The organism is Sphingomonas sp. 37zxx (assembly GCF_000786205.1).
Lineage (GTDB): Bacteria > Pseudomonadota > Alphaproteobacteria > Sphingomonadales > Sphingomonadaceae > Sphingomonas.
Genome location: NZ_JROH01000113.1, coordinates 1 through 842 on the forward strand (window position 1 = coordinate 1; position 842 = coordinate 842).

The window sequence follows — 842 nt, forward strand, 5'->3', positions numbered from 1 at the left end:
TCACCCAACTTCTTTTTCGGTCAGCATCTCAGCCGTCCCGATTTTGGTTATCGTCATGGTTGTGAAGGACTGTTTATGATGCCGATGGGAAAGAAACCGCTTTATTTTACAATGAAGAAAGATGCCTTCATCACTTTTTGTATTTGTGAGTTTTTCTGCTGTGTAATGATGCTGAGCTACCTAGCTGACCGTTTCTTATTGTTTAATACCGGAATATCATCAGAAGATGCTCTAATTTGCTTGATTCTAAGTATAGGGGGAGCATTGATATTCGCTATGCATTCTGCAATTGGTCGAGTTGTCGAAATAATTGAAAATTACTTCGATAAGTAAAATGAACACCGATCAACACATATGTCAAAAATTTCACAGCGTTGGATCGCTGTTCGTCTGGCAGCATAGATAGGCGCATCACAAGCGCTGCGATTTCTACCATGGCTAGCATGATGCAGGTCCTATGACTTTCGCATCACGAATGCTGAAGCTGATGACCTTTAGACCAATCGCTATCGTTTTGGGGAAGCAAAAACTGGGCCTTACAGGTGCGATACTAGCTGAATCGCGCCTCGGATTAGGAGGTAAATCACCCATGGCACAAACATCGCAGCTGAGCCGAAAACTATCCGTCTCCACCATTCACGCCCGAGACTGTCGCCCCTTACGATACTGGTCGTCGCAGCGTAACTGCTTGCGATCATGGGAGAGATCAGAGAAGTGACCAGCATCAACCCACCAAGCATGAGCGTGGTTTAGCCAGCGCGGGACTAACTGCAAACAGGGAACGCGGCGACCTACCCGTTTACAATTGGCGTTAACAGGCTGCTGAAAAATCCCACGGTTTG

1 protein-coding gene is annotated in these 842 nt (G+C 46.2%); it reads left to right on the forward strand.

The window, feature by feature from the left end; genetic code table 11:
* Positions 1-333, forward strand: a 333-nt coding sequence (locus QU44_RS18585) for a hypothetical protein (protein ID WP_197054379.1), incomplete at its 5' end; no start/stop codon positions are given.
* Positions 334-842: the final 509 nt, after the last annotated feature.